Genomic DNA, 22,614 nt, shown 5'->3' on the forward strand with positions numbered 1-22,614 from the left:
CACCGACAACTTCTGGCGCAAAAAGAAAGAGAATTCCGGGAACGTCTAGATCAAAAGGAAGCAGAATTTTTCCGGCAATTGCATCAAAAAATCGAACAACACCGCTTGCCAACTACCAGGAAAAGGAATCTGAAGCTCTTAAATTGCTAGATGAAATGGGTGAAAAACGCAGGCAACTTTTAGCGAAAAAAGAGACGGAATTTAACAAACTGCTCGAACAAAAGGACAAGGAATACCGGCAGTTGCTGCAACAAAAAGACGACATGATCACCCACTACGAAGAAAAGGAGTTGGAGTGGCAACGAGCAATGGAACAACTGCACCGACGAATCAAGGAACTTGAAGAAAAAGAAACGAAAAACAAGAATGCGATTAGCGATTATCAGGAAAAGGAGTCAAAATACAAGAAAGCTTTGGAGCAAAACAGCTTCGCGGAACCAAAGGAAGTTGCCGTAGACCTTCAACCGACGGTCGGGTGCTTTCGCATTCGGGAGAAGCAAGCCATCCCCCTGCCTGTATTCATTTATTGAAGATAACAATGAGGATGTGGCCCCTTGCTTTTCACAACTGTGATGAGTACGGGGCCCACTTTTTCTCATGTGTAACAAAGGCAAACAGCAGCATGACGGACAGCAACGTAATACAGGCGGTGACAACAAATGGCAGGGGAATATTGGCCGAATACATGAACGTCGCCAAAAGCGGCCCCACGATTCTCCCCAGGTTATCCATCGATGAAATCAAGCCTGTTGCCACCCCATGCCCCGTGGTGGTTTTTTTTGTGATCAGCGAAGTGATGCAGGGGCGGATGAGGGTGTTGCCTGCACCGAAAATCACCACAAAAAGCGTAGCTGTCCAAAAGTTGGACGAAAAGAGAATCAGAATCATGCCGATGGAAGACACAATGAGCCCGATGCCTACCGTGCGCAGTTCATGTTCAGGTTTAATCCGCCGCACCACTCCTCCTTGAATCAAAGCGCCGACCAGCCCGCTAATGAGCAGGATCAGTCCGATCTGAGAAGGAGTGGCATGGATTTTCACCATTTGAAAATATTGAAGTGTCGCCTCAAGTCCGGCAAGACCATAGGAGCCGATAAAAGAAACCACGTAAAGGTACTTCAATGATCCGGAAAATGCTTTCCAACGGGATGTTTTTTGGGTGGCACGCTTTTTCTGTCGAGCGGCGGACGGCAACGACTCGTCCAAATAAAAAAACGCAAACAGGGTTAACAGAAGAGAAAGTGCCGATGCCACAAAAAAGGGAACGGCCAGGCCAAAATGGCTGAGAAACCCGCCGACAGCAGGACCGATGATAAACCCGAGACCAATGGACATTCCTGCCAGGCCCATCCCTTTGGTTCGCTCTTCATCACTGGTGATATCGGCCACATAAGCCATGGCCACCGATGTGGCGGCACCGGAGAAACATCCCCCCAGGATGCGCGATATGTACATTAACCAGAGCTTATCTGTTGCCATGCCGAACAAAAAGAAGCTGATGCTGTATCCGACAAGTCCCATGATAATCAATGGCCGCCTTCCGTATCGATCCGATAACCCTCCCCAGATTGGAGAAAGGATAAAAGAAAAGAAGGCATAAATCGATAACAGCCATCCCAGGTGATAAGGCGCAGCTCCCACCTCTTGAACCAACACGGGCATCACAGGAATGATCAGACCAAAACCGATAAAAATCGTGATTAAAAGCAACATCACGATACCCATTCGCTTATCCAATGTTTTAGCCAATGCGTGTAGCCCCCTGCCTGAAGTAAAATAGAGAACGTGTCATAGAGACCCGGTTGTCGCGCAAACGCGTTACAACCCTATTTTAGCTGAAAGCGACGTCATATTCAAAAAAGTTAACATAAGATATATTATGTAATTAATTCATGTCGAACAAGATGAAGATGACACATATGCGGCAAATGGAAAAGGAAGCCTCGTGTCCGGCTTCCTTTCATTGTGTTCAGTGAATCATGACAAAAAGGTCATTCAGAGGGGTTCAGCAATCGTTTCATTTTTTCCACCACGTGTTCGACTGTAAAACCGAACTCTTTCATTACCCGCTCTCCTGGCGCAGATGCGCCGAAGGTGTCAATGCCAAGGATCGCTCCTTTATCCCCAACGTATCTCTCCCAACCCAATGGGCGGGCCATTTCAATCGCCAAACGGGCTGTGATGGAAGGCGGCAACACCGAATCCCTGTAGCTTTGATCTTGTCGTTCAAAAAGCTCCCAGCTCGGCATGCTGACCACACGCACCGGGTAGCCTTCCGACAACAGTTGTTGCTGCGCGCGCAGTGCCAGTGATACTTCAGAACCCGTTGCGAGAAGGATGCCCTGCGGATATTCCTGAGGTTCGCTGAGAATGTACGCCCCCTTTTCAAAGTAATCGGGCGCCCTCTCCTTCGTCCCTTCCAGAATGGGAAGGTTCTGCCTGGTGAGAATCATGGCAACGGGACCATCCGCCTTTTGAACAGCAAAACGGTAGGCGGCAGCTGTCTCGTTGGCATCAGCCGGGCGAAGCACATACAGTCCCGGAATGGCGCGAAGAGATGGCAGATGTTCGATCGGCTCATGTGTCGGTCCATCCTCTCCGACGGCGATGCTGTCATGGGTGAACACATAAACGACAGGCAATTTCATAATCGCCGCAAGGCGGATTGCCGGCCGCAAATAGTCGGAGAAGACGAGAAAGGTGCCGCCATAGACACGAACGCCCCCGTGCAGCAACATGCCATTGAGCGCCGCGCCCATCGCATGTTCACGCACGCCAAACCAGATGTTCCGTCCGGTGTAGTCCGGCGCGCGAAACGTTTCTTCTCCCTTCAGGAGCGTCTTGTTGGATGAAGCCAAATCGGCCGAACCGCCAATCAACGTCGGCAAGCGGCGGGCAATCGCGTTGAGAATCTCGCCGGAGGCTGAACGGGTCGCAATGGCTTTATCCGATACGGAGTAAGACGGTATTTCATCATCCCATCCGGCGGGCAGCTGGCCATTTATCGCCAGTTTCAATTGTGCCGCCAGTTGCGGGTGCGCTTCCTCATAAGCGCGCAATTTTTCCAGCCAGGCGGCCTCCTCTTGCTCGCCGCGTCTCTTCACTTTAGCAAAGAGCTCCCTTACTGCTTCAGGAACATAAAACGGCTCTTCACCCGGCCAACCATAGGCCTCCTTGACACGCTTGACCTCTTCCGTACCGAGAGGCGCCCCATGGACGTCCGATTTGCCTGCCTTGTTGGGACTTCCATAACCAATGACAGTACGGATTTCAATCAATGTCGGACGTTCCTGTTCCTTCCTGGCCTGATCGATCGCCTCATAAATCGCCTGAATATCATTTCCGTCTTCCACCCTCATGTACTGCCAGCCATATGCTTCAAAGCGTTTGGCGATATCATCAGTAAATGCATGGCTGGTCTCGCCGTCCAGAGAGATCTGGTTGGAATCATACAGCACGATTAGACGCCCCAACTTCAGGTGTCCTGCCAGGGAAGCGGCTTCGCTGGAAATTCCCTCCATCAGATCGCCATCCCCGCAGAGGACATATGTATAGTGGTCAATGATGGTGTGACCAGGCCGGTTGTATATAGCGGCCAGGTGGCGTTCTGCCATCGCCATGCCGACGGCCATGCCAATTCCTTGCCCAAGCGGACCGGTCGTGGCCTCAACGCCTGGTGTGTGTCCGTATTCCGGGTGGCCAGGGGTGATGCTGTTCCACTGGCGAAATTGCTTAATATCTGACAATTCAATGGGATAGCCACACAGGTGAAGCAGACTGTACAGCAACATGGACCCATGTCCCGCCGACAGGACAAAGCGATCCCGGTTGAACCAGGATGGATTGGCCGGATTATGCTTCATCAGCTTTGTCCAGAGAACATAAGCCATGGGCGCTGCCCCCATCGTGATCCCTGGGTGTCCGGAGTTGGCCTGTTCGATTGCGTCAATAGAAAGGGTTCGAATGGTGTTGATAGCCAACTGTTCAATCGATGGATCGACAGTCGTCATGAAAAAGATGCCTCCTGTACCTACAGATACTCAATCCTCTTTTATGATAACTGAACCAGATCCAAAATGCATCTGTTAAAAAATAAAAAAGACACCGCGATGGGTGCCTCTGGAAAATTTTAAAGCGTTTATTCAAAAAATTTTACCTTGGCCGATCCTGCTGTAACCACTTCGCCTTTTTGATTCACGGCCGCGATGTCAAATGTGGCGATTTTGCCTTCATCACCCTCGTTCACAGCGGTCACCTTGCCGCGGCAAGTGAGGACATCCCCCGGCTTAACCATGCGTTGGAACCGCACCTTTATCTGCTTGATATCGGCATTGACTCCCACAAGCGCACGAACATATTGTCCCAAAAATCCCATGCTCAACATTCCGTGGGCAATGACACCATCCAAGCCGGCTGACTGGGCAAAACTGTCCACGGTATGTAGCGGGTTAAAATCTCCGGATGCTCCGGCATACTTTACCAGCTGGACGCGGTCTATAGGGGGCTTCTCCAGCGCCTCCAATTCCATTCCTTCCTGCAGGTCTGAAAACGTCAACACTTTCATCCTGGTTGCCTCCCCGTTAAATGTCTTGTCTGTACACGATGGTTGAACGGCCGGTTACGACAGGCTGATTATCGATATCCCTGGCAACGGTTTCAATGATAATGAACGTCATCCGGCCAGAGCTTCCTTGACGATCGAATACATCCGTAATTTCGCTTTGGACCCAATACTTGTCTCCCGGACGCATGGGCCTGTGAAAGATGTATTCCTGCTCCCCATGCAATACCCGGCGCATTTCAAACCCTGGAACATCTTTTAAAGGGCTGGGCGCGTTCATCGTCAGTGTGGTTGCAAATGTAGGGGGCGCGATAATCCCTCGGTACGGAGTCGACACCGCATACGCTTCATCTACATACAGGGGACAATCATCCCCTACCGCTTCGGCAAAACGGCGGATATGCCCTTTTTCCACTTCAATGGTATAAACTTCCGTTTTTCTGCCGATGAGACTCTTGTCGATCGCCATGGTTGTACCACCTCTGCGTTCTTTTATAGGATTTTCACTCGCCTTTAGACCGTAGGCCGGCCGGCTACATAAATGATCTGTCCAGTGACGTATTCCGCCTCTTTGGAAGCCAGAAATGCGGCCACATTGGCAATATCTTCCGGCGTACCAACCCGTTTGATCGGATTGCGCTTGACAAATTCTTCAATCATAGTCTCGAAGGAAATACCCATTCTTTCCGCAGTGGCCCGGGTCATCTCTGTCTGGATAAACCCAGGGGCGATAGCATTGACGGTAATGCCGTAAGGTCCCAATTCGATGGCCATTGTCCGGGTCATGCCCTGTATGCCCGCTTTGGCCGCCGAATAGTTAACCTGCCCCCTGTTTCCCAAGGCGGATGTGGAAGAAAGATTGATTATTCTGCCGTATTTTTGCGGAACCATGTATTTTTGCGCTTCCCTCGAGCACAAAAACGTCCCTTTCAAGTGAATGTCAATCACAGTGTTCCAGTCGTCTTCGGTCATTTTATACAGGAGATTGTCGCGTATCACACCGGCATTATTGACAAGAATGTCCAGCTTGCCATACTGCTCCACCACTTTTTTGATGCTCGCTTCCACCTGCTCAGCATTGGACACGTCACATGCCAAGGCTAAACCTTCCCCGCCAGCGGAACGGATCTCTTGAACCACCGTCTCTGCGCCATCCAGATTCAGATCAAATACGCCGACACGAGCCCCTTCAGAAGCCAACCTGCGGGCAATAGCTGCCCCGATACCGCGTGCCGCGCCGGTGACGATGGCCACCTGTCCGTCAAATCTTCCCATCTCTTTCCCCTCTTTCTTTTTCTCTGGAAAGCTCCATGTTTAAAACGTTTTTTTAACGTTGCCAATATTAGTTATATCACAATTCAAAGACTTCAGCAAGAATCATAACTTAATTCTCATTTCCCGTTTCCTGGGAAAAATGCTTGTTCATCAGATAGTTTAGAAATCCGCGGCATCCAGCTTCAACCAGTTCGTACACTTCTGAAAACCGCCCGTCATAATAAGGATCGGGCACCTCGGAATGCCCTTTTTCCGGCGCAAACTCCATCAGCAGCCGCACCTCGGCGCGATGGCGCTCCAACTTGCGGGCCAGTTCCCTGACTCCTCGTAAATTGGACCGATCCATGACAAGAATGTAATCGAACGTGTTCAAATCCTCTTTCCTGATTTTACGGGCGATCAACCCGGATGGATCGATCTGCTTCTCTTTCAGGATGTTGCGCGTTCCTTCGTGAGGCGGGGAACCCACATGCCATCCTCCGAGACCCGCGGAATCGATCACGAAATGCTCAGTCAGGCCTTTTTCCCGAACGAGATGGCGAAAAATTGCTTCAGCCATCGGGGAGCGGCAGATGTTTCCCAAGCAAACGAACAATACGTGAATCTTCATCAGCTTTGCCACCTCTTTTTGCATGCTCCGGATGTATCCACTCATTATATCCGCTTGAAGATTTGCGGCCAAGGCCTTCCTTCCCGCCATTCAATATGGATCGCCAGCCTGTATGCTGCAGTGAGGTTTTGATCGCTCAGAACCTCTTCCTTTTTCCCCTGCGCGCTGACCGCGCCGTCAGCCATGAGCAGGACGCACTGAAAAACCGGCAGAATCTCTTCGATGTGATGGGTCACGTACAGCAGTGTCGGACCATCCTGCTGCTCGGCCAATTTGGAGATGGTGTCCAACAGATGTTCGCGGGCATACAGATCCAGCCCATTGCATGGCTCGTCAAGAATCAACAATTGCGGCTGGCTCATCAGCGCACGGGCAATGATCACCTTTTGTTTTTCGCCTTGTGAAAGCCGTCCGAAACGGTGACCAGACAAATGCCGGCAACCTAACACATCCATGATTTTTTCCGCTTCCTCCACCTCCTTTTCGCCCCACTCCTCGTAAAGCCCAAATGAGGCAAATTTGCCGCTGATCACAATGTCCCGAACCGTTTCAGCGGGATTCAGACGCTCTTCCAGGACGGAACTGACCCAGCCAATCGCTTTTCGCACCTCGCGCAGATCACATCTTCCATACTGGTTGCCTAGAACGGTAATTCTGCCTTTAGACGGCCAGAGATAACCGGCCACCATCTGCAGCAACGTGGTTTTGCCGGAGCCGTTGAGCCCCAGGATCGCCCAGTGTTCCCCTGATTTGACCTGCCAATTGATATTTTTCAGGATATGCTGTTCCCCTCGCCACCACTCTACCTGTTCGACAAGCACAGCTGTTTGGGATGCGTTTGCCATGATTCTTTCCTCCATATATCACGAAAGATAGATAAAACTATTTTCGAGATTTGCCATTATTTCCAAAAAAGCGAAGTAAGAGCATGAAGCCCCCAGCTGAACAAACCCATCAACAGTGCGCCCCAAAATGCGCCGGCAAATCCGTCGATCTGAAAACTGGGCAAGATCCACGCAGTGATCGAAAAGGTCAACGCGTTAATGACCAATAAAAAAAGCCCAAAGGTGAGAAAAGTCAACGGGAGTGTAAGAATGACCAGCAGCGGGCGAATCAATGCATTGACGATTCCCAGAATCAAGGCTGCCAGTACGGCCGTGCCGATTCCCTGAAGATGGACACTCGGCAAAACGGATGCGACGAGAAACAGCGCCAATCCGTTCAATAGGACTTGAACCACCCATTTCAATTTGCTCCCCCCTGACACATGATGGTTTCAGTCATTTTCCTCTCTTCCTGCGGTTGGTTCTCTTAACTGATTTTAAAAGATTCATAGAGCCTGATTGACTTGAATTCCCATCGTAAGCCATACTATTCGTAAAGATTCTCATCCGAAGATTTTGTTTTTCTGCAGTCATCCAAGTAATGGTAAGGAGTGATGAGCATGGCTATCCAATTCCGAGTCGAAGAAGAATGGACGGAGTTTTACGACCCGACCAGGAATTGGGAACCGTTTTCCCGAAAGACGGAGGTTCGTTATTGCCCGCTGACAGGGGACACATCGCGCATCCTGGAATATCCGCTGGGACAGCTAAACCCGCCTGATTATCGCGAAATCGCTGAAAAAACCAGACAGATGGGCTGTCCTTTTTGTCCGGAAAATCTGTTTCAAGTCACGCCCCGGTACCCGGAAAAGATTCATGAAGATGGCCGGTTCAAACGGGGAGAGGCGGTCGTGTTTCCCAACCTGTTTCCTTACGGCAAGCATAGCGGTGTGGCCATCTTTTCCGGCCGCCATTATGTTCCCCTGGATGAATTTACAGAAGAGATGCTGACGGACGGTTTTCTCGTGGCCAAGGATTGCCTGGAAGCCATCCATCGGGTAGATCCTGCGTCGATCTATACGTCCATCAACTGGAACTATATGCCAATGGCAGGCGCCAGCATTATCCATCCACACCTTCAGGTGGTGGCTACCCCACATCCGAGCAATTATCAACGGAAAACGCTGTCGGCAGCCAGACAATTCTTGGAACATCATGGAATCCATTATTACACGACGCTGATTCAGGAAGAAAAGAAGCGGGGGCAGCGGTGGATTGGCGAGAACGAAGCTCTGGCTTGGGTACATAGCTTTGCCCCGCAAGGTCAAATGGACATCCTGGGCATCTTCAAGGAGGTGGAAACCCTGGCTCAACTGACTGAAGAAAAGATCCGGCAGATGGCAAGAGACCTCTTGGTGATTTTTAGTTACTTGAAAGAAAACCGGTTTGTCAGTTTTAACCTCGGCTTTTTTGTGCCGGTCATTCCCTCCCCTGGCTACCGCGTTCATGTCAGGATCATCCCTCGAACCACATTGGGCATGATCGGAACAAGCGAGATCAATTATTTCAAGGTGCTTCACAATGAACCGCTTTCCTTGAAAAAACCAGAGGCAACAGCCCAGGAACTGCGAAAACTGTTTGAAAAACGAGAAGCTGTCAAATGCAATCCGTGATTTAAAAAACCGTTGTCTTCCGATTGAAGGCAAGCTGGACAGGATGACATGCATAGATAGACGCCCATCGGGAGAAGAAAAAAAAGCCAGCTTGCCTGCATTCAAATGCGATGGATGTGAATGAGGGCGGATGTCACAGGGTTCGACAATATTGTCGAACAATTAACAATCTTGCGCTTGCCTGGGAAATGAGGAATAGGGAAATCATTGCCCAGGATGTTCTTCTTCCAGCCAATTATAAAACGTAAAATCTGGCGGACCCCCGCCTCGCAGCCGCCGTTCGCGGAAACGCAAGGCATGGGCTTGCGCCTCTTTGGGTGTACGGATATTGTTTCGCTGCCATTCGAAGAGAATCCGATCAATATACCGGAAGTTCAGTTTTCCGCTCAGCACAGCCTCTTTCAAGGCGGCTTTGACCAGTTCTTCCGAACAGCCGTCACGATCCAGCCAGGAGTTGAGCATTTCGCATTCCATCGGGGATAGAGGGCGGCCAAACTCCTCTTCAAAAATCGTGAAGATGGATTTTCTTTTCTCTTCTTCTGATGGTGGCGGCACCTGTTTGCCGGCTTGGTATGCCTGCCATTTTTCAAACAGGGGTTCCAGCCGGTAGGATTCGGTGGTCATGCCGCTTCCCGGATCCTGATGCCGGGAAATGGTAAGGAGCCCCTTTTGCATCAGCCGCTGAATGCGTTGCACGACCTCTTGCCGATCGCAGGAGAGACAGCTGGCCAGTTCGTCGAAGGTCGGGAAGGCGTTTCTTTCCATTTGCCGGAATGCCAGCAGCTGGATGATCAACATCATCTCCTCGTCCTGGATGCCCAGGTGCTTGTAATTCTTGAGCAAGGAACCCGGCAAGGTGACGCAGGGGTCTTGCCATGTCTGCATGAAGAAATGATTCTCCGTTTGGCGCCTGTTCATCTTCCTGCACCCCAAGTGAGGTTATCCCTGCACAAAACGTGCAATCCTCTCCATCCCTTTATCGATCTGCTCCAGACTGGTCGCGTAAGACAGCCGGATATGGTCCTTCGTGCCAAAGCCGGAACCGGGCACCACAGCCACCTTCTCCTGTTCCAGGAGCGCCTTTGCCCATTCGTCCGCATTGGCAAAGCGCCCATGTGCCGTCTGATAGGTGGACTTGATGTTGATATACACATAAAAGGCGCCCTGCGGCGGAAAGACCTTGAACCCCGGGATCCGGCCGATCCAATCCAGCATTTTCCGGCGCCGTTCTGCAAAGTGCCGTTTCATCTCTTCCAACGGTTCCTGTGTTCCGGTAATCGCTGCCAGCGCCGCGTATTGGGCGATGGAGGTGGGATTCGAGGTGCTATGGCTGGACAGCCTTTCCATCGCCTTGATGACCTCTTTCGGCCCCGCTGCATAACCGATGCGCCAGCCGGTCATGGCATACGGCTTGGAGACTCCGTTGACAACAATGGTGTTTGCCTTCAGTTCCGGACTGAGCGAGGCGATGCTGATATGGGCGGCATCGTCATAGAGCAGCTTTTCATAGATCTCGTCCGAAATGATCACGAGCCCCTTGCGCAAGCATACTTCCCCCAATGCCTCCAGTTCCTGCTTGCTGTAGATCATTCCGGTGGGGTTGCTGGGTGAGTTGAGCAAGAAGATTTTCGTCCTCGGCGTGATGGCCGCTTCCAGTTGTTCCGGCGTGATTTTAAACTGGTTTTCCTCTTTTCCTTCGATGAAAACGGGGACCGCTCCCGCAAGTTTGACCTGCTCAGGATAGCTGACCCAGTACGGGACAGGGATAATCACTTCATCCCCCGGTTCACAAAGCACTTGAAACAGGTTATACAAGGCATGCTTGGCTCCCGCCGTGACCACCACTTCATCGGCGGTGTACTTGAGCTGATTATCCTGTTCCAGTTTTTCAGCGATGGCCTGCTTCAGTTCCGGAATGCCGCCAGCCGGAGTGTATTTGGTAAATCCTTTTTGCATCGCTTCCGCCGCAGCCTGAATGATGTGATGGGGCGTGTTGAAATCCGGTTCGCCAGCGCCGAAACCCACTACATCCAGGCCTTGTTTCCTCATTTCCTTTGCCTTGGCCGTGATGGCTAATGTAGGTGAAGGCGAAATGTTTCGCACACGTTCAGATAGGTTCATGTCTGTCCCCCATTTCACGATTTAAACAGTCATCCTCTATTTTACCTGTTCTCCAGAGAAAGGAAAAGCCAGACCGGTTAACCGGCCTGGTCTGCGAGATACGCCTGGAATAATTTGCGGAACGTGGCTCCGCTTAATACTTCCTCGTCCAGGAGGATATTCAGCGCCTGCTCAAAGAGAGGGCGATGTTTCTTTAACAGATTCACCGTTTGTTCGAAAAGTTGGTTGAGAATCTGGTTGCATTCCTTGTGCAGCGTCTCTTTGGGCAGGAGGTTGACATCCACGATCCCGAGCGAGCTCAGGCCCGTGTCCACCATGCTCTTGACGATGCGGATCGCCTGTTCATAATCATTTTTGGCCCCGGTGCTGCGGTTTCCGTAAATCAGTTCCTCTGCCGCGGCTCCGGCCAGGCAAATCATGATTTGCTGTTCCAGGTGCTGCCGCGTGTAGAGGTACCGGTCCTCACCGGGCGACTGCCGGACGTATCCCAGCGCCCCGCCACGCGGGCTCAGGGCCACCTGGGATACGGAGCCGGGACGGAGAATTTCGGAAATGGCTGCGTGTCCCAATTCATGCACTGCCACTCGCCTGCGTTCTTCTTGCGTGGACTCCTTATCCGTCTGTTCGCCCAGCATCACCTTGTCAATCGCCTGCGCGATGTGTTCCGGCTGGATGGTTTCGGAGTCATCCCTCATCGCGTAAATGGCCGCTTCATTAATCAGGCTCTCGAGCTGGGCCCCCGAAAAGCCAAACGTTTCAGAGGCAATTTTTTCCAGATCAATCTGTTCAGACAGCGGCTTGTTCCGGCTGTGCAGCTTCAGGATCTGCAAACGGGCTTTTTTTTCAGGCAGATCCACTTCGATTTGCCGGTCAAAGCGCCCGGGCCGCAGCAAGGCCTCGTCGAGCATGTCTTTCCGGTTCGTGGCGGCGATCAGCAAAATCCTCGGATGATCGGAGGTGCTGATCCCGTCCATCTCCGTCAACAGCTGATTCAACGTCTGGTCATATTCGCGAGACTGTGAACCGTCCCGCTTGCCCGCCAGGACATCAATCTCGTCGATAAAAATGATGGCGCTGTCCTTGTTTTGCCTGGCCGCCTGGGTGCGAGCCTCTTTGAACAACTCACGCACCCGCTGGGCGCCGACACCGACATACATTTCGATAAATTCACTCCCTGAGGCGGCCAGAAAGACAGAATCCGTGTAATTGGCCGCAGCCTTGGCCAGGAGTGTCTTCCCGGTCCCCGGGGGTCCGCTGAGCAAAATCCCCTTGATCGGGCGGATGCCGTATTTTTTCACTTTGTCATAATGTTTGAGAAAGTCTAGCGCTTCGATCAGTTCACGCTTGACCCGTTCATTGCCGCCAATATCTTCAAAAGCGACAGAGGTGTTCTTGACCAGGTATTTCCCCCGTTCTTTCAGTCCAAGGTTCAGTTCTCCCCTGGCATGCAAAAAAAAGATGGCGGCCCCAATGAGGATTGCCAGTAAAACCAGCGGCATCACATTGACCCCCATGGCGCCGAGAAAAATCAGGAGGGCGGGGATGATACCAAGTGCCAATTCTTTACCCATGGATCTCCTCCTCTCCCGCTCTGCGTGGATATACTTTGTAGAGCCGATATTCTCCTTTTTTAAATTGAAAATAGACATAACCCGCATTGATATCTACGATGGCCTGATCCAGCTGCAGCTGTTCTTTAAAAGATTCGGCCACCTCGGGCAATTTCCGGTATTCGTGCCGGCTCAATGCCTCCTCGACGAGAAACTGGGTTTTTTGCCATGCTTCCTGCATCGGTTGGCTGGGATGATCACGAAACTGGATCGTTAGTTGGCGTTTTTTGGCGATTGGCTTGAGAATGGCCAAAGCCGTCTCATGGACCGATTTGAGTTCGGCATCTTCAGTCAACGCAAGCTCGACACGTACCTGTTCTCGTGACGTTTCAAGGTGGACTTCGCCTACTCCCTTGATCGTCGCCAGTTTATTTTCCACTGGCCGTTCAACGAACCAGGTCACATACACGAACCAAACCGCAAAAAGCAGCACCAGGGTGGAAACAAATGACGCAAGGATGAGGCTAAGCCGCAGTTTCACACATATTCCATTCCTTTGCCATTGTTTGTCACTGTCAAGTTGGCTATCGTGCGTGTCATCAGCCTAACGGCAAGACTGGTATCAGTATACCATGTCCACGCGGGTAATGAAAACGACAAAACCTGTTAACGGAGCTTCAGCTCTCGGACCACCGCTCCATCGGTCATTTGCATGTACAGATAGACATATCCTTGCGTGCGGCCTGTCTCCTTCAGGAGGGCGACCCAGACGGGACGCTGCTTGAAAAGCCCGGGAGTGATTCGCAAGAGCCGCATCTGGGGATAAAGCTGCCGTACCTTTTCCACCGCTTTCTCAGATGGAATCAGGCCTTCCACAGGGGTTTCGTACATTTCCTCCCCGTCGTACCAGATCCATTTTTCGATCCCTTGCGCATCAAGCCCCCTGGCGACATGATAGGCCTTTTCTCCAGCGAAAAACGACACTTCAGAAACGGATTTCAGCCATTGGTTCCTGGTGACCTCCTGAATAATTTGCTCCTGTTTTTCACGGATCTGATAAAGCCCTTTCAAGAGTACGGTCAGTCCTGTTCCGATAAACAAACTCAGCAAGACCGTCAGGATCAGGAAGGCCTTTTTCATGCTTCTCACCTTTCGGCACAGGCGTCTTTGTGCAAAGCGATCTGGTCTGATTGCATCATTCTGTTACTCATAAGGCTTCGGGAAACCCGCATAATAAAAATGGACTCAGGAGCAGGAGGTGTAGATTGGATAACGCACACCATTTCCCGAATCCTGAAGTGATGCATGCCGTCATTCCTGAAACAGAAAACCCTGATGAGGGAATCAAGGTGGATATTGAGTCCGAACTTCGGTCGATGCGCTACCGTCAAAGCCTGCTGCAGTTGCTTCATCAGCTGGGCGCAGAATAGAAACTTCCCCTCTATCCCCGCTTTTGCCTGCCCCGTGCAGGCCTGATTTTTTTCGCTTGATTTTTTTAAAAACGCTCACCATCGCTGAACGATCTTTTTCACTTCATGGAGAATCCGTTCCTCATCCAAAGTAAGCATCTGGCGTCCCTTCATGAGCGGCTTGCCCTGAACATAGACATCGCTGACATCTTCTGCCCGCGCGCTGTATACCAAATGAGAGATGGGATCATAAAAGGGGTGCATGTGCGGTTCCGAAACGGAGACGACGATAAAATCCGCCTCTTTTCCGGCTTCCAGCGTGCCGATCTTCTGCTCAAGCCCAAGGCTTCTCGCCCCTTCCCTGGTTGCCATGGCCAAGGCTGTTTGTGCAGGAACGGCCAGGGGATCCAGCGTGTTTCCCTTATGGATCAGGCTGGCCAAACGCATTTCTTCGAAAAGATCAAGGTTATTGTTGCTGGCCGCACTGTCGGTACCCAGGGAAACGGTGATGCCTCGCCTGATCATTTCCGGAACCGGCGCGATCCCGCTCGCCAGCTTCAGGTTGCTGCCCGGATTGTGGGAGATCGAAACCTGGCATTCGGCCAGGATATCCAGTTCCTCCGCCGTCACGTGAACGACATGCGCCGCCAGCGTCGGCCGTTCGAACAATCCAAGTTCATGCATGAGGAACACCGGCGACTTGCCGTACTGTGCCAAGCAATCCTCAACCTCTTTCTTGGTTTCCGACAGGTGGGTGTGGATCGGCAGGGAAAGCTGTGCAGAGATCTCGATGATCTGTTCGATCACGGGGAGCGGACAGGTGTAAATGGCGTGCGGGCTGACCATTGTCGTGATCCGGCCGTCTGCCGCCCCTTGGTAACTGCGTGCAAAATGTTCCATCTCCTTGATTTTTCCTTTCACCACTTCCGGTTCCCCATAACCGATCACACCCCGGGCAAGACTGGCCCGGATACCCGACTCCTCTACGACACAGGCCACCTGGTCCATGTGATCGTACATGTCCGCAAAACAGGTGGTCCCGCTTTTGATCATTTCAAGAATCGCCAGGGCGCTGCCCCAATACACTTCCCGGTTTGTAAATTGCGCCTCAATCGGCCACATTTTTTCTTTCAGCCACTGTTGCAATGGCAGATCGTCAGCATATCCACGCAGCAGTGACATGGCCGCATGGGTATGGGTATTGATGAAGCCTGGGAGGATGAGCTTCCCCTTCATGTCATGAATCTCGTCAAACGGCACCTGCTCATCCTCTGGGCGCGGGTTTCCGACGTAGCTGATCTTTCCGTCCTCGATGATCAGCCAGCCATTTTCGATCGTCTCACCGGTACCTGTGATGATCGTTGCGCCGCAAAAAAGCTGTTTCATAATCTCATCCGTCTCTCTCCAAAAAAATACATCCATAATAATACATCCATTTAAACAAATGCCTCATCGATCGTCAAGAACGGACCTTGAGGAGGTCCAGGATTGGCGTGATCGACTGGGTTGCTTCGCTCGTCAGAGGAAGGAACAGATCGCCCATTTTTTCAAGGCGGTCGTGGATATTATTGAGGTGAAATTGTTCCGGATCGATGCCCTTGTCCAATTCCGGCCAGTTGAGCGGCGCGGAAACGGGAGCGCCTGGCCGGGCCCGCGGCGAATAGGCACAGATGAGCGATTTTCCGCGCCACATCTGCAAATAGTCAAAATACACCTGTTTCCCTCTCTTTCTGACCATGCGTTCCAGAGTAAACAGCTGCGGATATTTCGACTGAAAGTATTCCGCAAAGAAGCGATTGACCTTCCTTGCCTCTTCATAGGGGCAGGGAGCGATCGGAATAAAAAGCTGCAAGCCGGTAGCACCGGAGGTTTTGACATAGCTCTTGAGTGCCAGTGACTGAAGTTCTTCACGAATAATCAAGGCGGCCTCGGCCACGCGGGAAAATTCGCATTGATTCGGATCCAGATCAAAGACCAACGCATGCAACCGGTCTTCGTGACAAAAAGAAAAAGAAACGTGAAATTCCAGACATGACTGGTTGGCCAGCCAGACCAGGGTTTCAGGGCGGTTCAACAGGATATGGCGGGTGTTTTTCCAAACGGTCCGATCCACCCATTCCGGAGCATAGGAAGGGATATTTTTCTGGTAAAAAGAGGATCCGCCTAGCCCTTCAGGAAAACGAATGGTGGTCAAGAGGCGATTCCGGGCATGGCGAATCAGATGCGGGGCCAGCCTTGTCAGATGCAGGATGTAATCCCACTTCGTCAATCCGATGTCCGGCCAGAGGACTTTGTCCGGGTGTGTTATCCGAATTACCCGCCCGTTGATTTCAACCCATCTTGAAGCGGCATCCGTGATCATCGACTGCCTCCTCCGCTTACATGGCGATCGGTGAATGAACAAGAGGTATTATGATGAGAATAAATGCGCAAGATAGCGGCAGGTGAGGAATATGACTTTGCCGTTTTTGCCGATGGAACCCATTTTGATGGAAGAACCTTTTCAAGATGCCCGGTTTCGGTATCAGGTGAAATGGGACGGGATCAGGGCCATCGTCATCCGTGACAACCACATCCTTCGCGTTTTTCTGCGCAAAGGCGGTGAAATCACTTCCCATTTCCCGGAATTACAGGGTTTGCGGCTGAAGCAAGCCGGAGATTTCATCCTGGACGGGGAGCTCATCGTGCCGGATGAGGACAACCGCCCAAGCTTTTCCCGCGTGGTGAGACGAATCCGGATCCGCAAGCCCGATCGCATTGAGAAGGCGCAAAAAACCGACCCGGCCGTCTTGATGGCGTTTGATTTGATGAAACTGGGGGAAAGGGATGTGTGCCATCTGCCATGGAGTCGCCGGCAGGAATTGCTTGAACAGGCCCTGCTGCCCTCTGAGCACGTGCAGATCGTGGAAAGTTTTGCGGATGGCCTGGGGTTGTACCAGGCGACGAAGCAATGGGGTTTGGAAGGCATCGTCGCCAAACGGATCGACAGCCAGTACCTGCCCGGGAAGCGGCATCGGGCATGGTTCAAAATCAAACACTGGCAAGAGATAGAAGCGGTGATTGGCGGACTGGAGCTGAAAGAGCAGGGAATGATCCGTTCCTTGTACCTTGGCGCGGCAAATGGCAAAGGAGGGCTGCGCTTTATCGGCCAGGCGTCCAGCGGACTGCGCCAAGCGGATTGGCATTTGATTCAGAAGGAAATCCCCAGGCTGCAACAGAAAGATTCTCCTTTCGCTGCGCTCCCCCATACGCCTCGAGATGTCATCTGGCTGAAACCCGAACTGCGTGCAACTATCCGGTTTCAATCTTGGACGGAATCTCATCTTCTCCGTTCGCCCGTGATCCTGCGGATTAAAAAATGATCCGCTAATGTGTCACCGCCGGTTCCTTTTCTTTTCGTCTCTTTCCGCTCTCCTTCCCCCGCTTCTTTTTGCCGGCGTTGCCGGCAGATTCCAGGCTGGCTTTCAATGCCTCCATCAGATCGATGACTTGTCCGGCGGCCGCGGCCGGCGGCGGCGCCTGCACATCGATTCCGTCCCGTTTCTTCTCGATTAATTCCAACAGGGCATGACGATAGTCGTCTATATACTTTTCAGGCTCAAAGGGTGTGGTCAACTGCTCCACCAACTGGACCGCCAATTGCAGTTCTTTTTCTTGCAGATTTTCCTGTTGGGGTACTCCCGGCACCTGTTCAACTGGACGTACCTCATCCGGATATAAAATGGTTTCCATCACCAAGATGTTCCGATAGACACGCAGGGCCGCTAAAGAACTTTTGTTTCGCAAAATCACCTTGGCTATGGCGATTTTTCCCGTCTGTTCCATCGCCGTACGGAGAAGTGCATATGCTTTGCCGCCTGTTTCCTGGGGAGAAAGGTAATAACTTTTGACAAAATAGATGGGGTCGATTTCCTGCAAATGGACAAAGTCCATGATCTCAATGTTTTTATTCCGTTCAGGGGATAAATTTTTTATTTCCTCATCATGAATCAAGACATACTGCCCCGGCTGGAATTCATATCCTTTGATCAGTTCTTCCGGCGGTACGGGTCGTTCGCAGGTAGGGCAATGGCGCTGGTAACGGATGGGAGTATGACAGGGTTGATGCAGCGTTTTGAAGTGAATATCCTTTTCTTCTGTTGCCGCGAACATCCGTATCGGGATGTTGACCATGCCGAAGCTGATGGCCCCTTTCCACATCGTATGCATGGGCGTTCCTCCCATTCTCGATGAGACATCTTTAATGATCATGATGTCCATCTGGATGCCCTCGCATGTTGCCATCTTCAGGGATGCCATCCATCCGGCCTCCGACGGCGGAAAACATGGTGCGATGAAGAAAAAAAGATGACCAATGGCTACTTGGTCATGACGGACACTTCATTATCCTGGTTATTGACCGTTCCGTTCAATGTGCTCACACAATCGCTTCAACTGGGGATCGGATGGATTCAGCGCGATGAGATTGCGAAGCAGGTAACCTGACTCCTTGTGCATGCCCAGGTGATGATAGCACAAGGCCAGATTGAAAATGGTTTCCTCCCTTGACGGATCCGCTTGGTAAAGTTGTTCGAATTGTTCTTTGGCCTCTTCCCACTGCCCCAATTTTGCCTTCACGCAACCCGCAAGGTGTTGGGCAAAATGGATGACTGGCGCATAATTGACGACAGGCAAAAGCAGCGTCAAATGATGGGCGGCTCTTTGGTAATCGCCTGTTTCATAACAGACTGCGGCTAAGAGGAGACGAACGAGGATGGCGTCGGGAACGTGCCGCAGGATCTCTTCCAGCCGTTCTTTGGCTTCTTGGTACATCCCCAGATCAAAAAAACCGATGACTTTTTCAAAATGCTTCCGGCTTTCCTCATGGTACTTCTGAAAAAGAGCCAACTGTTCCAGCCGTTTCTCCATGTCCAGCCATTCGGAATAAATCATGCGATGAATTTCATGAATCCAGGCCAGACGGTCTGGCTGCAGCGGCCAGGAGGCTTCGATTGCGTCCAATTTGCGGTGCAACGCGTCGTAAAGGCTGAATATTGGCACGTCCATTCCTGAAGACCACCTTTAAAATTGGTATCTTCATTGTCTCCTCTTGGCCGGAGATTATCCATTGCAGGATCTGCCGGATCCTTAAAGGATTTCCCCATGTTTTTCTTCATGGATGATTTCTTGGATGCGGTTGCCTTCGCCGATGATCGCCACCTTGGGGACGTGCCTCTTGGCTTCTTCATCGCTCATCCAGGCGTAGGCAATAATAATCACGGTATCTCCGGGCTGCACCAGCCTGGCCGCTGCGCCGTTCAGGCAGATCACCCCGCTTCCCCGTTCTCCGGGAATGACGTATGTCTCCAGGCGGGCGCCATTATTGTTGTTGACGACCTGCACTTTTTCATTCGGCAGCAGGTCGACAGCCTCCATCAATTCCTGGTCGATGGTGATGCTGCCGACATAGTGCAGATTCGCTTCTGTCACGGTGGCCCGGTGGAGCTTGCTTTTCATCATCTCGCGAAACATCTGGTCCGTCTCCTCCCATCCACGTGGTCTTCGAACGTTGTTGCCATGCATGATTTCAGTTTTTTAGATTTCGATGATCGTGTTGTCAATCAGCCGTGTTCGACCCAGCCAGGCGGCGACAGCCAAAATCACCTTGCCGCCGATCGCATCCAGCGGCTCCAGGTCCGGGTAACTGAGCAGTTCCAGGTAATCCAGCCGGAAAACTTTCGCCCGCTCAATCTGCTGCCGCACCGTCTGCAGAACCACATTGGGGTTGCGTTCGCCGCCGCGGATCAACCTTTCCCCTTCCTGCAGCGCCTGGTAGAGTGTGGGAGCGGCTTTCCGCTCTTCAGGGGTGAGATAGACATTGCGCGAACTCATGGCCAGGCCATCCGGCTCCCGGATGATGGGACAACCGACCACCTTGACGGGGATGTTCAGATCCTCTACCATGCGCTCAATGACCGCCAGCTGTTGCGCATCTTTTTGGCCAAAGTACGCCCGGTCAGGGCAGACAATGTGAAACAGCTTGCTGACTACAGTGGCGACACCATCAAAGTGACCCGGGCGCGAGCGGCCGCACAACCGCTCCGTCAGCCCGGCAACATGGACCGTGGTCAAGATGCGGCGAGGATACATCTCTTCGACGGAGGGATAAAACAGCAGATCCACCCCGGCTTCCTCCGCCATCGTTCGATCCCGTTCAAAATCACGCGGATACCGGTCAAAATCCTCGTTTTCGCCGAACTGCAGCGGGTTGACAAACAGGCTCATGACCACACAGTCGCATTCTTCCCTGGCTTTGCGGATCAGACTGAGATGCCCTGCATGGAGGTATCCCATCGTCGGAACCAGACCGATTTGTTTTCCGGCCTGCCTCTCCTGGGCGAGACGGGAGCGAAGGGCTTCAATCGTTGTGATGACTTCCATCGGCCTTCTCGCGCTCATGACCTAATCTCACTCCTTCGATGACGCAGTTGGCGAAGGACGCTTTCATCCATTGAAAAGGTGTGTTCAGGCCCGGGAAATTTCCTCTCTCTGACTTCCTGTGCATAGCTGGCGATGGCGTTGCGAATCGTCGCGCCAACCTCTGCATACGCTTTAACGAATTTCGGCGTAAGGCCTGAGGCGTACTGGAGCAGGTCATGAAACACCAGAACTTGCCCGTCGCATCCCACGCCTGCGCCGATGCCGATGGTGGGGATGGACAGGGTCTCGGAAACCAAGGAAGCAAGCGGTCCAGGCACACACTCCAAGACGAGGGCGAACACACCTGCCTCTTCCAGGGCCTTGGCATCTTCAAGCAGTTTTTCGGCAGATGCCAGCTCCTTCCCTTGCACGCGATATCCCCCGATTTGGTGAATGGACTGCGGAAGCAACCCGAGGTGCCCGACAACAGGGATGCCGGCCTGGACACAGGCGCGCACTTGCGGGAGAATCTCCTTTCCGCCTTCCATCTTGACGCCTTGCGCCAATCCCTCTTGCATCAGCCGTCCCGCAGCCTTGAGCGTCGGCTCAACGCCCAAGTGAGCTGTCAGAAAGGGCAGATCAGCGACGACAAACGCCTGTTTGGCGCCTCGTGTTACCGCTTTCGTATGATGCAGCATGTCTTCCAGTGTGACGGGCACAGTCGACTCGTAACCGAGCACGACCATGCCCAGCGAATCCCCGACCAGGATCATGTCGACGCCGGCTTCATCGGCCAGCCTGGCGCTCGGGTAATCGTAGGCGGTCACCATGACGATCGGGGTCCGTTCCTGTTTTTTCTTCTGCAGATCGGTCAGCGTGATTTTTTGCTTCATTGGAACCTCCCATCTTCTCCCTGAACCGCGCAAGCAAAAAGCCCTCCGAGATGGAGGGCGTGGCATTCTTCGCATCGATCCTCAGTCCTCTGTCTCGGTCCTTACGGCTCAGAGCAGAATGTCCTTTTTGAACTTTTCACGCTCTTAAATCTGAATAAGGAAAAAGGAAACCTGATGATTCCCGGCGAAGTATGGTTCGCAAGCGATACCATCTTCCCATAAGAGGATTATATCATGATAAACGGCGTATTGTCACGATTTTTTCACAACTTGGCGTCCAGGCCAACCCATGTCACACCAGAACATCACCGGAATGGATCATCTCCAACTGCCCGTTCGGATGGCCAAAAAGCAATGCGCCCTGTTCTGTAATCCCTTGATAGGTTCCGGAAACCAATTGGTCTTGGATATGCACCTGGATGGGCGTACCGATAGGAAAGGCCCGCTCTTCCCAGAGGCTTTTGATCGCCTGAAAACCATGCTGCTGAAAGGTTTCGTACAATGTTTCAAAACGGGCGAGAAAGGCTGTCACAAGCTTGACCCGGTTCCAGGGCGCGCCACTGGACAAAGCCAGGGAAGTGGCCTTGTGGCGCAGCTCCTCTGGAAAGTCTTGTGCTTTTTGGTTGACGTTGATTCCGATCCCGAGGATACAGTAATTGACGCGGTCAATCTCAGCGTTGACTTCCGTGAGAATGCCGCAAACTTTTTTGCGCTCTTTTGGGTTTAGGACCACATAAACGTCATTGGGCCATTTGATCCGGATTGTCTCTGGCGGCAAGGGGTGCGCATGGCGCCGGAGTTCGTGCCGAATGGCGTCCACGATCGCCACGGCGGTTACCAGGGTGATTCTGGGCAATTGTTCCAACGGCAATTTTGGCCGCAGAATCAGGCTCATCCAGATGCCGGTTCCTTCTGGCGAATGCCACGGACGGCCAAGGCGGCCCTTGCCGCCGGTCTGCTCCTCTGCAATGACCAACGTGCCTTCCTCTGCCCCTCCCTTGGCCATTTCGTGCGCTTTTAGTTGCGTGGAGGGAATGCGGGAATGATACTGGATGTGCCGGCCGGCCCAGGCGGTCGTCAACCTGGCCTGAATTTCATGCGGATAGAGCCTGTCGGGAGTGGAGAGGAGCCGATAACCCCGATTGGGAACCGCTTCAATCTGGTAACCTTCTTTTCGAAGTTCTTCAATGGTTTTCCAGATGGTTGCCCGGGTGCAGTGAAAACGGCGGCTCAATTTTTCGCCAGAAAAAAATTGCGATGGTTCCTGATAGAAGTACTGCAGCAGTTCCTTTTTCACGT

Annotated in this window: 24 protein-coding genes; 3 read left to right on the forward strand and 21 right to left on the reverse strand. The window is 52.2% G+C overall.

All coding sequences use genetic code 11. The annotated features are described in order from the left end of the window. The first annotated feature begins 155 nt into the window (after window positions 1–155). A complete protein-coding gene (locus BAA01_02545) occupies window positions 156–530 on the forward strand; it encodes a hypothetical protein (protein OUM89663.1) in 375 nt (124 codons plus the stop codon). 31 nt (window positions 531–561) lie between these two features. Here BAA01_02545 and BAA01_02550 read toward each other — a convergent pair whose 3' ends face one another. The 8 genes from BAA01_02550 to BAA01_02585 all read right to left on the reverse strand — a co-directional run bounded on the left by BAA01_02550 (window position 562) and on the right by BAA01_02585 (window position 7,695). After that, entirely contained in the window at window positions 562–1,737 is a 1,176-nt protein-coding gene (locus BAA01_02550) for an MFS transporter (protein OUM89747.1), read from the reverse strand. Window positions 1,738–1,991: 254 nt separating this feature from the next. Further along, window positions 1,992–4,010, reverse strand: coding sequence for a transketolase (locus tag BAA01_02555; protein OUM89664.1), 2,019 nt, complete (start codon window positions 4,008–4,010; stop codon window positions 1,992–1,994). Between the two features lie 128 nt (window positions 4,011–4,138). Continuing rightward, window positions 4,139–4,564: a dehydratase gene (locus BAA01_02560; GenBank protein OUM89665.1), complete on the reverse strand. Its 426-nt coding sequence runs from the start codon at window positions 4,562–4,564 to the stop codon at window positions 4,139–4,141. A 16-nt stretch (window positions 4,565–4,580) separates the two neighbouring features. After that, window positions 4,581–5,030 (reverse strand): hypothetical protein, encoded by a 450-nt coding sequence (locus tag BAA01_02565; protein OUM89666.1) that lies wholly within the window; start codon window positions 5,028–5,030, stop codon window positions 4,581–4,583. A gap of 44 nt (window positions 5,031–5,074) precedes the next feature. Further along, complete coding sequence (locus BAA01_02570) at window positions 5,075–5,836, reverse strand: beta-ketoacyl-ACP reductase (GenBank protein ID OUM89667.1); 762 nt, start codon at window positions 5,834–5,836, stop codon at window positions 5,075–5,077. Window positions 5,837–5,945: 109 nt separating this feature from the next. Further along, entirely contained in the window at window positions 5,946–6,446 is a 501-nt protein-coding gene (locus BAA01_02575; protein OUM89748.1) for a phosphotyrosine protein phosphatase, read from the reverse strand. A gap of 44 nt (window positions 6,447–6,490) precedes the next feature. Next, on the reverse strand, window positions 6,491–7,291 hold the full coding sequence (locus tag BAA01_02580; GenBank protein OUM89668.1) for a molybdenum ABC transporter ATP-binding protein: 801 nt from the start codon (window positions 7,289–7,291) through the stop codon (window positions 6,491–6,493). Window positions 7,292–7,347: 56 nt separating this feature from the next. Then, complete coding sequence (locus BAA01_02585; protein ID OUM89669.1) at window positions 7,348–7,695, reverse strand: hypothetical protein; 348 nt, start codon at window positions 7,693–7,695, stop codon at window positions 7,348–7,350. Window positions 7,696–7,890: 195 nt separating this feature from the next. Between BAA01_02585 and BAA01_02590 the strand changes: the two genes are divergently transcribed. Then, the gene (locus BAA01_02590; protein OUM89670.1) at window positions 7,891–8,943 is read left to right on the forward strand and encodes a hypothetical protein; all 1,053 of its coding nucleotides are present in this window, start codon (window positions 7,891–7,893) and stop codon (window positions 8,941–8,943) included. A gap of 204 nt (window positions 8,944–9,147) precedes the next feature. Here BAA01_02590 and BAA01_02595 read toward each other — a convergent pair whose 3' ends face one another. From BAA01_02595 to BAA01_02625, 7 genes are all read right to left on the reverse strand, one after another. Beyond that, complete coding sequence (locus BAA01_02595; GenBank protein OUM89671.1) at window positions 9,148–9,861, reverse strand: hypothetical protein; 714 nt, start codon at window positions 9,859–9,861, stop codon at window positions 9,148–9,150. Between the two features lie 21 nt (window positions 9,862–9,882). Further along, on the reverse strand, window positions 9,883–11,064 hold the full coding sequence (locus BAA01_02600; protein OUM89672.1) for an aspartate aminotransferase: 1,182 nt from the start codon (window positions 11,062–11,064) through the stop codon (window positions 9,883–9,885). Between the two features lie 77 nt (window positions 11,065–11,141). Continuing rightward, window positions 11,142–12,635 carry an ATPase gene (locus tag BAA01_02605; GenBank protein ID OUM89673.1) on the reverse strand — a complete coding sequence of 498 codons (1,494 nt, stop codon included), beginning with the start codon at window positions 12,633–12,635 and terminating at the stop codon, window positions 11,142–11,144. Continuing rightward, window positions 12,628–13,155, reverse strand: coding sequence for a hypothetical protein (locus BAA01_02610; protein ID OUM89674.1), 528 nt, complete (start codon window positions 13,153–13,155; stop codon window positions 12,628–12,630). Before BAA01_02610 ends, BAA01_02605 begins: the two co-directional genes overlap by 8 nt. A gap of 125 nt (window positions 13,156–13,280) precedes the next feature. After that, window positions 13,281–13,754 (reverse strand): hypothetical protein, encoded by a 474-nt coding sequence (locus tag BAA01_02615; protein OUM89675.1) that lies wholly within the window; start codon window positions 13,752–13,754, stop codon window positions 13,281–13,283. Between the two features lie 365 nt (window positions 13,755–14,119). Further along, window positions 14,120–15,445, reverse strand: a complete 1,326-nt coding sequence (locus tag BAA01_02620; protein OUM89676.1) for an N-ethylammeline chlorohydrolase — start codon at window positions 15,443–15,445, stop codon at window positions 14,120–14,122. A 37-nt stretch (window positions 15,446–15,482) separates the two neighbouring features. Then, window positions 15,483–16,382: a hypothetical protein gene (locus tag BAA01_02625; GenBank protein ID OUM89749.1), complete on the reverse strand. Its 900-nt coding sequence runs from the start codon at window positions 16,380–16,382 to the stop codon at window positions 15,483–15,485. Between the two features lie 94 nt (window positions 16,383–16,476). On the opposite strand from BAA01_02625, the gene BAA01_02630 reads away from it, so the two are divergent. After that, complete coding sequence (locus tag BAA01_02630; protein OUM89677.1) at window positions 16,477–17,385, forward strand: hypothetical protein; 909 nt, start codon at window positions 16,477–16,479, stop codon at window positions 17,383–17,385. A gap of 4 nt (window positions 17,386–17,389) precedes the next feature. On the opposite strand, the gene BAA01_02635 is transcribed toward BAA01_02630, so the two are convergent. The 6 genes from BAA01_02635 to BAA01_02660 all read right to left on the reverse strand — a co-directional run bounded on the left by BAA01_02635 (window position 17,390) and on the right by BAA01_02660 (window position 22,612). Then, the gene (locus tag BAA01_02635) at window positions 17,390–18,232 is read right to left on the reverse strand and encodes a Ku protein (GenBank protein OUM89678.1); all 843 of its coding nucleotides are present in this window, start codon (window positions 18,230–18,232) and stop codon (window positions 17,390–17,392) included. Window positions 18,233–18,415: 183 nt separating this feature from the next. Further along, entirely contained in the window at window positions 18,416–19,069 is a 654-nt protein-coding gene (locus BAA01_02640; protein OUM89679.1) for a hypothetical protein, read from the reverse strand. Between the two features lie 81 nt (window positions 19,070–19,150). After that, the gene (locus BAA01_02645; protein OUM89680.1) at window positions 19,151–19,534 is read right to left on the reverse strand and encodes an aspartate 1-decarboxylase; all 384 of its coding nucleotides are present in this window, start codon (window positions 19,532–19,534) and stop codon (window positions 19,151–19,153) included. A 63-nt stretch (window positions 19,535–19,597) separates the two neighbouring features. Then, window positions 19,598–20,461: a pantoate--beta-alanine ligase gene (locus tag BAA01_02650; GenBank protein ID OUM89681.1), complete on the reverse strand. Its 864-nt coding sequence runs from the start codon at window positions 20,459–20,461 to the stop codon at window positions 19,598–19,600. Further along, a complete protein-coding gene (locus tag BAA01_02655; protein OUM89682.1) occupies window positions 20,458–21,315 on the reverse strand; it encodes a 3-methyl-2-oxobutanoate hydroxymethyltransferase in 858 nt (285 codons plus the stop codon). Before BAA01_02655 ends, BAA01_02650 begins: the two co-directional genes overlap by 4 nt. A 292-nt stretch (window positions 21,316–21,607) precedes the next feature. Continuing rightward, the gene (locus BAA01_02660; protein OUM89683.1) at window positions 21,608–22,612 is read right to left on the reverse strand and encodes a biotin--[acetyl-CoA-carboxylase] ligase; all 1,005 of its coding nucleotides are present in this window, start codon (window positions 22,610–22,612) and stop codon (window positions 21,608–21,610) included. Window positions 22,613–22,614: the final 2 nt, after the last annotated feature.

Origin of the sequence: Bacillus thermozeamaize (genome assembly GCA_002159075.1) — a bacterium.
In the GTDB taxonomy this organism is placed as follows: Bacteria; Bacillota; Bacilli; order ZCTH02-B2; family ZCTH02-B2; genus Bacillus_BB; species Bacillus_BB thermozeamaize.

Bases quoted from the DNA above. Each gene is read 5' to 3' on its own strand.
- BAA01_02545 (OUM89663.1), top strand. From the start codon at position 156: ATGGGTGAAAAACGCAGGCAACTTTTAGCGAAAAAAGAGACGGAATTT.
- BAA01_02555 (OUM89664.1), bottom strand. From the start codon at position 4,010: ATGACGACTGTCGATCCATCGATTGAACAGTTGGCTATCAACACCATT.
- BAA01_02560 (OUM89665.1), bottom strand. From the start codon at position 4,564: ATGAAAGTGTTGACGTTTTCAGACCTGCAGGAAGGAATGGAATTGGAG.
- BAA01_02565 (OUM89666.1), bottom strand. From the start codon at position 5,030: ATGGCGATCGACAAGAGTCTCATCGGCAGAAAAACGGAAGTTTATACC.
- BAA01_02570 (OUM89667.1), bottom strand. From the start codon at position 5,836: ATGGGAAGATTTGACGGACAGGTGGCCATCGTCACCGGCGCGGCACGC.
- BAA01_02575 (OUM89748.1), bottom strand. From the start codon at position 6,446: ATGAAGATTCACGTATTGTTCGTTTGCTTGGGAAACATCTGCCGCTCC.
- BAA01_02580 (OUM89668.1), bottom strand. From the start codon at position 7,291: ATGGCAAACGCATCCCAAACAGCTGTGCTTGTCGAACAGGTAGAGTGG.
- BAA01_02590 (OUM89670.1), top strand. From the start codon at position 7,891: ATGGCTATCCAATTCCGAGTCGAAGAAGAATGGACGGAGTTTTACGAC.
- BAA01_02595 (OUM89671.1), bottom strand. From the start codon at position 9,861: ATGAACAGGCGCCAAACGGAGAATCATTTCTTCATGCAGACATGGCAA.
- BAA01_02600 (OUM89672.1), bottom strand. From the start codon at position 11,064: ATGAACCTATCTGAACGTGTGCGAAACATTTCGCCTTCACCTACATTA.
- BAA01_02605 (OUM89673.1), bottom strand. From the start codon at position 12,635: ATGGGTAAAGAATTGGCACTTGGTATCATCCCCGCCCTCCTGATTTTT.
- BAA01_02615 (OUM89675.1), bottom strand. From the start codon at position 13,754: ATGAAAAAGGCCTTCCTGATCCTGACGGTCTTGCTGAGTTTGTTTATC.
- BAA01_02620 (OUM89676.1), bottom strand. From the start codon at position 15,445: ATGGATGTATTTTTTTGGAGAGAGACGGATGAGATTATGAAACAGCTT.
- BAA01_02630 (OUM89677.1), top strand. From the start codon at position 16,477: ATGACTTTGCCGTTTTTGCCGATGGAACCCATTTTGATGGAAGAACCT.
- BAA01_02635 (OUM89678.1), bottom strand. From the start codon at position 18,232: ATGCATACGATGTGGAAAGGGGCCATCAGCTTCGGCATGGTCAACATC.
- BAA01_02640 (OUM89679.1), bottom strand. From the start codon at position 19,069: ATGGACGTGCCAATATTCAGCCTTTACGACGCGTTGCACCGCAAATTG.
- BAA01_02645 (OUM89680.1), bottom strand. From the start codon at position 19,534: ATGTTTCGCGAGATGATGAAAAGCAAGCTCCACCGGGCCACCGTGACA.
- BAA01_02650 (OUM89681.1), bottom strand. From the start codon at position 20,461: ATGAGCGCGAGAAGGCCGATGGAAGTCATCACAACGATTGAAGCCCTT.
- BAA01_02655 (OUM89682.1), bottom strand. From the start codon at position 21,315: ATGAAGCAAAAAATCACGCTGACCGATCTGCAGAAGAAAAAACAGGAA.